The 6,792-nt window shown below is 27.3% G+C and carries 6 protein-coding genes; 2 read left to right on the forward strand and 4 right to left on the reverse strand.

Annotation, left to right across the window (positions count from 1 at the left end):
- Nucleotides 1–44: 44 nt before the first annotated feature.
- The 3 genes from R4K56_RS04410 to R4K56_RS04420 form a co-directional block, all read right to left on the reverse strand.
- Nucleotides 45–1,199, reverse strand: a complete 1,155-nt coding sequence (locus R4K56_RS04410; protein WP_335772756.1) for a M20 metallopeptidase family protein — start codon at nucleotides 1,197–1,199, stop codon at nucleotides 45–47.
- Nucleotides 1,200–1,483: 284 nt separating this feature from the next.
- Nucleotides 1,484–2,314: an MBL fold metallo-hydrolase gene (locus R4K56_RS04415; protein WP_335772757.1), complete on the reverse strand. Its 831-nt coding sequence runs from the start codon at nucleotides 2,312–2,314 to the stop codon at nucleotides 1,484–1,486.
- A 22-nt stretch (nucleotides 2,315–2,336) separates the two neighbouring features.
- A complete protein-coding gene (locus tag R4K56_RS04420) occupies nucleotides 2,337–3,674 on the reverse strand; it encodes a GntP family permease (RefSeq protein WP_335772758.1) in 1,338 nt (445 codons plus the stop codon).
- Nucleotides 3,675–3,941: 267 nt separating this feature from the next.
- Here R4K56_RS04420 and R4K56_RS04425 point away from each other — a divergent pair, with 267 nt between their 5' ends.
- Nucleotides 3,942–5,105 carry a CdaR family transcriptional regulator gene (locus tag R4K56_RS04425; protein ID WP_335756348.1) on the forward strand — a complete coding sequence of 388 codons (1,164 nt, stop codon included), beginning with the start codon at nucleotides 3,942–3,944 and terminating at the stop codon, nucleotides 5,103–5,105.
- Between the two features lie 14 nt (nucleotides 5,106–5,119).
- Nucleotides 5,120–6,247, forward strand: a complete 1,128-nt coding sequence (locus R4K56_RS04430; protein WP_335772760.1) for a glycerate kinase — start codon at nucleotides 5,120–5,122, stop codon at nucleotides 6,245–6,247.
- A gap of 74 nt (nucleotides 6,248–6,321) precedes the next feature.
- Here the strand turns inward: R4K56_RS04430 and R4K56_RS04435 are convergent, their stop codons facing one another.
- Complete coding sequence (locus R4K56_RS04435; RefSeq protein ID WP_335772759.1) at nucleotides 6,322–6,702, reverse strand: hypothetical protein; 381 nt, start codon at nucleotides 6,700–6,702, stop codon at nucleotides 6,322–6,324.
- Between the last annotated feature and the right edge of the window lie 90 nt (nucleotides 6,703–6,792).

Raw genomic sequence — 6,792 nt, forward strand, 5'->3', positions numbered from 1 at the left:
ATATCACAAAACTTAATTAGTATAATATTAACTAATTATATAATTTATTTATTATCTTCTAAATATTTAATAGCCCATTCACTCATTAATATAGATGCTTTATAAAGTTTAGATTCATCTATTTCAAATTTGCTATTATGATGAGGTATATTTTTTTCTGTACCTGTAGCATATAATATATATGTTCCTTTAACTACATGAAGATACTCTGCAAAATCCTCCCCTATCATTGTAGGAGTAAATTTTTCTGCTTTTTTATATCCCAAATTAGAACATACATCAGATAATTGAGAAGCTATTTTTTCATCATTAACAACTGCAGAAGAACCCCATTCAATATTTACTTCTGCATTTGCTCTATTTGCCAATGCTGTATGTTCTGCAATTTCTTTTATTCTTTTAGCTATAAATTGTCTGTTTTCTTCACTGAAAGCTCTGAAAGTTCCTTCTATCTTAACCTCATCTGGTATTATATTATACAAAGATCCTCCATTAATTACACATACAGAAATAACAGTAGGGTCTGTTGCTACAATTTCACGGCTCTTAATATTATATAATCCCTGAACTATTTGTGTTGAAGTTAATAATGGATCAATACCATTATGAGGATTAGCTCCATGAGTTCCTTTACCTTTAACATTAATAATAAATTTATCATAAGAAGACATTAAAGGGCCTCCTTGTATAACAAATTCACCATTAGGTACGCCAGCAGCTATTATTCCTAAATGTGCTCCAACTATTGCTTTAACTCCATTTAAAAAACCTTCTTCTATAATTATTTTAGCACCTTTAGCAACTTCTTCACCTGTTTGAAATATTAATCTTACTGTTCCATTCAATCTATCTTTATTTTCCAATAAATATGAAGCAGCTCCAATCAAACATGCAGTATGAGCATCATGACCGCAAGCATGCATATTTCCGTTTTTTGAAGCATAATCAAATCCTGTTTCCTCAACTATAGGAAGTGCATCCATATCAGCTCTTATTGCTACAATATTTGAAGAATTAGTTTCACCTATATCACAAATTATTGCTGAATCTTTAGAAGATTCTTTAACAGAAAGTCCAAGTTCTTTTAATCTGCTTAAAACATAATTTTTTGTTTGAGGAAGATCTGTTCCTATTTCTGGAATTTGATGTAAATCCCTTCTCATCTTTATTATGTTTTCATTTAGTTTATTTGTATCCATGTTATGTCCTTTTTATTAAAGTCAGAATCAATAAAAATAGAATTATTTTTGAAAAATATATTATATACAATTATATTAAATAAACAATAAATTTTTTTTATGTTCTATAATATTGTTTTTCAAATATAATTAATATACAAGCACTTAACAGAAAATATCAGCAATACTATTAGATGTTTATGAATTATTGATGAAGAATTGAAAATATTTATTAAAATCATTTAAAATATAAAAGAACTGCAAAAATCATGCAGCCCTTTTATATTTTTAAATAAACCAAATAACTATCTAATAATTATACTGTCGCCTGTACAAAAATCTGAAGACTCTATAGCATCATCATTCTTTATAACTTCTTTTACCTTGTTTCCGGAACAATGACAAAAACCTGCTTTTTTTAAGCCTAATTTTTTCATATCGGCAATTGTATTTTTTATTCTTTCATCATCAGCTTCTACTAAATGTATTCCTCCGTATATGCTTGTAACATTAGAATTAAAATATTCACCTACAGATTTTACCATATTAACTATTCCGGGGTGAGAACATGCGGTTAATAAACAAAGTTCATTGTCAGTTTTTATAACTAAACAAATTTCATCATTAAAATTATCAACTTTCATATCTTCATTTAAATTTCCGCATACAAAATTTGATGATGCTTCTTCATAAGGAGTAGTCCTTTTAAAACCGCTAAATACATAACAATTATCATCTATCTTGTATACATCTTTACATTCGATATGTTCTATATTATTGTCTAGTAAAAGCTGTTTATTAAAAGGATTACCTATATATGCAAACTTTGAATCATCAGCTCTATATTTAGGCTCAAAGAAACATTCACCAGTTATAAACTTTTTTATTTTATATTTACTGACAAAATCAGCAAAACCGCCGCTATGATCATAATGACCATGACTGCATACAACTACATCTAAATCATTTAAATTTATATCCATTCTTTGAGCATTATATAAGAATATATCGCTTGATCCAAAATCAAATAATATTTTATTTTTTGGTGTTTTTATGAATAAAGAAAGTCCATGCTCATATTTTAGAGATTTATTAACAGCAGGACTATTTTCCATTAAAACAGTTACAGACACCATATAATAAACTCCTTATAATTATTTAAATATCAAAGAAAGTATAAATACTATTATGATAGTTGTCAAACCCTGAACTAATGTAAACACCTGTCTGACATTTATAAGCCTGCTGAGGGGTCATATTAGAGAATTGAGAAACTACCCAGAAATAAGAGTCATTAGCATGTGATACTGTCATAGCACCAGCACCAATAGCCATTATTACTAAAACTTTTTGTATCTCTGAAGTAAATCCTAAAGTACCCATTAAAGGAAGCATCATAGATGAAGTTACTATCATAGAAACAGTTGAAGCTCCCATAGCTGTTTTTAATAACATAGCAATGATAAAAGGAAGGAAAACCCCAATATTAAATTGAAGCAAAGAACTGCTTAATATATCAGCAATAGGCAAAGCTTTTAATATTTCACCAAAAGAACCACCTGCTCCAGTGATTGCCAATATAGAAGCTGAATTTACTATACCTTCAGATATAATAGATAATATTTCATCTTTATTTACTTTTGTTAGAAGTGTCATAGATAAAAATATTCCAAGCAAAAGTGCTATAATAGGTGTTCCTATAAAAGAGAAGAAAGTTTTTACTGCTCCGTCTCCGAAAGGTGCAGAAGGGAAATCAGCTATAGACTTTAAAGCTATTAATACTATAGGAAGAAGTATAGGAGAAAATGAATGTAAAGCACCGGGAAGTTTTCCATATTTATCCATCAAATCATCAACATTATCTTCAGTATTAGCATCTATATATATTTTGCTTGCCACTTTTTTAGCATAGATAATAGAAGCTATTACAGAAGGTATTGATACAAGAAGTCCAACTAAAATAACTAATCCTAAATTAGCACCTAAAGTTCCAGCCATTGCTATAGGACCAGGTGTAGGAGGAACCAAACAATGTGTAGCATATAATCCTCCGCTTAATGCAGTACCCATAACAGCCAATGATATTTTAGATCTTGAAGCTAATGCCTTTGATATAGGTGATAAAATTACAAATCCTGAATCGCAGAATACTGGTATTCCAGTTATGTATCCTGTTATTCCCATAGTTAATACTGATCTGTCTTTACCTACTATTTTTAATATAGTATTTGCCATAGTTAAAGCAGCCCCTGTTTTCTCTAATATAGTTCCTATAATTGTTCCTGATATAATAACTATACCTATGCTGCTTAATATGCTTCCGAAACCTGTTTGAACTTTAGTAACAACATCTCCCACTTTCATTCCTGATAAAATACCAACCAGTATAGAAATAGTGATTAATACCACAAAAGGGTGTTGTTTGAATTTACTAATAGCAATAATCATTACTATTACTGAAATGACTATTAAACTAAAAATATAAATACCATTCATTTTTTTCCTCCTTGTTTTTATGTTTAAAGTGTATCTAAATAATGATAATTGTCTTTATATATACAGAACAATATATCATACATTATTTTGTACATTATATACAATAAATCTATTATTATTATTTTTTTATATATAAAGCACAATTATTTTATATATATTTATATATTGCAAATAATGAAATAGATTTTTTATTTTTATATATTATGTATATAAATTTAACTATTCTATTATATAATTATAATAATATAAAAATAGTTGGGAATATATATGCCTTTAAATACATTAACAGCACAAAAATTATTAAAAAAGATAATGGATAAATTAGGATACAATATCAATATAATGAATGAATATGGTGAAATTATAGCCAGCGGAGATGAAACAAGAATAGGTAAAATACATTCAGGTGCTTTGGAAGTATTGAAAGAAGGCAAAGACATGGAGTATTTTGATTTTATTGATAATAATATAGAAAGTGCCAAACCAGGAATAAATATACCTCTAGTAATAAATAATGAAATAATAGGAGTATTGGGAGTTACAGGCAATCCTAAAGAAGTAGGTAAAATAGCAGCCATTGTAAAATTAACGGCAGAAATATTGATAGAAAAAGAATTAGATACTGATAAAAAAATATTAAAACAAACTTCTATTAATAATTATATCAATATGATGATTTCTAAAAATAATGAGCATTATATACCATCAATACTTATATGGCTTGAAAAGAATAATTATCAAATTGAAAATATCAATAGAATAGTATGCCTCATAAAATTTGATAATAATGATTATTTGGATAAAAACAGAATGAATGATTATATTATATCCAAAATAAAAGATTCATCGGATTTTAATTCTCAGGATATAATATCATATTTCGGAGATAATGAATTCATACTCATAAAAAGTTTTGATAAAAAACAATACGGTTTAGAAAGAAATATATTAAATAATTTTTTTATACATTTGCAAAATTCTTTAGATAGTAAATTAGGACTTCATTTTAAAGCTTCCTGCGGTGCTGTATCAAAAAATATTAATGAAATTTCAAGCAGCTATGAACAGGCAAAATTTTTACTTAATTGGAATCAATATTCTAATAATGGAGAAGTATTTTTTATAGAAGACTACATATTAGAATTTTATATATCTACCAATGAGCAATCAAGTTTAAAAATGATACTTAGAAATGTATTAAAGATTATAAAAAACAATTCTAATCTAAAAGAAACTATTATTACTATGAGCAAATACAATATGAGCATTACAAAAACAAGTGATAAATTATCTGTTCATAGAAATACTATAGTGTATAGAATGAGAAAAATTAAAGAGCTGTTAAATTTGGATCCAATTAATAATAATATTGATAGGATTAAATTTCATATAATATCAATTTTGTTAATAAACAATAATATAAAAAAATAATATTTAAGGAAATAATTATGAAAATAGTAATAATACCAGATTCATTCAAGGGAAGTGCTAGCAGTATGGAAGTTTGCAATTGTATAGAAAGAGGTATATTAAAAGTATTTAAAAATGCAAATATAAAAAAAATACCAGTTGCTGACGGAGGCGAAGGTACTGTAGATTCTATACTTTATGCGGCAGGCGGAAATATAAAAAAAGTGAATGTAAGAAATCCATCTGGAAAAATTATAGAAGCGAAATATGGTATTATTAATAAAGAAAAAGCAGTAATAGAAATGGCAGAAGCCTCTGGTATTACTTTGGTTGATGATGATATAAGAAATCCTTTGAAATATTCAACTTATGGTACCGGCGAACTTATAAAAGATGCTATGAATAACAATATAAAAGAAATATTAATAGGCATAGGCGGAAGTGCGACCAATGATTGCGGCATAGGCATGGCTAATGCTTTAGGATATAAATTTCTTGATGAAAATAATAATGAGCTTGAAGCTATTGCTGAAAACATGATAAAAGTAGCTTCTATTGATGACAGCAATGTAGATAAAAGAATATTTGATATAAAAATAAATGTTGCTTGTGATGTAAGAAATCCGCTTTACGGTGACAATGGTGCTACAGCTATATATGGAAAACAAAAGGGGGTTACAGAGGAGAGTTTTGATATACTTGATAATGGACTTAAAAATATAGCAAGAATTGTTAAAGATAAATTTAATAAAGAGATAGACCATATTGAAGGTTCAGGTGCTGCCGGAGGACTTGGAGGAGGACTTGTTGCTTTTTGCAATGCTGAGTTAAAAAGCGGTATTGATGCGGTACTTGATATAATAGATTTTGAAGATAAGATAAAAGATGCTTCCCTTATAATAACAGGAGAAGGAGCTATTGACGGACAGACAAAAAAAGGAAAAGTTCCAGTAGGTGTTGCAAGAAGAGCTAATGGCATACCAGTTATTGCTATAGTTGGAGATATAAGAGATGGTGCTGAGGCAGTTTATGATATGGGTATTGTATCTATTATGCCTGCTTTAAAAAGAGCTATGCCTCTTGATGAAGCTATAAAAAATTCAAAAACATTAATAGAAGATGCCGCAGAAAGAGCATGCAGATTTATTAGTATTAATTTATAAAATTTTTAAACTCATAAATAATTAATAATATAAATAAGAATATAGTAATCAAATTATTATATTCTTATTTGTTTTTAAATGTTATCTGTAATGCCGTATATATTAAAATATCTTACTTCAATATCTTCTATATCATTATCAATATTTTTTAATTTGAATTTTAAATTAAGCCCCATTAAATAAGTTTTATTCAAACAAATATACCTTTCTTTTTTGCCGTCATCTTTTGAAATATAATCATAAGCTATCATATTGACATCTATATGAACATCAGAAGTAACATATCCTTCCTCAAAAATTTCTGCTGTTATTAAAGTATAATTATTTAAATATTCATACTCACAATCTGCCCCATTGGGAACTGTATGAGATAAATATTTTTCTACTCCTTCTTTTATAGCTGTTTCAACATTTTTATCTTTATAAACTTTTTCTCTTATCTGTTCTTTATTCATTATTACAACCTTAATACAAGATAAATTAACTAAAAGTATTAACAATTTTAGTATAATATATACCTAAACAACTATATTTTGTCAATTTTC

It is taken from the genome of Brachyspira pulli (assembly GCF_036997785.1).
Taxonomy (GTDB): domain Bacteria; phylum Spirochaetota; class Brachyspiria; order Brachyspirales; family Brachyspiraceae; genus Brachyspira; species Brachyspira pulli.

Excerpts from the sequence above, each read along its gene's own strand:
- R4K56_RS04425 (WP_335756348.1), top strand. The coding sequence starts at position 3,942 with ATGCCTTTAAATACATTAACAGCACAAAAATTATTAAAAAAGATAATG.
- R4K56_RS04420 (WP_335772758.1), bottom strand. The coding sequence starts at position 3,674 with ATGAATGGTATTTATATTTTTAGTTTAATAGTCATTTCAGTAATAGTA.
- R4K56_RS04435 (WP_335772759.1), bottom strand. The coding sequence starts at position 6,702 with ATGAATAAAGAACAGATAAGAGAAAAAGTTTATAAAGATAAAAATGTT.
- R4K56_RS04410 (WP_335772756.1), bottom strand. The coding sequence starts at position 1,199 with ATGGATACAAATAAACTAAATGAAAACATAATAAAGATGAGAAGGGAT.
- R4K56_RS04415 (WP_335772757.1), bottom strand. The coding sequence starts at position 2,314 with ATGGTGTCTGTAACTGTTTTAATGGAAAATAGTCCTGCTGTTAATAAA.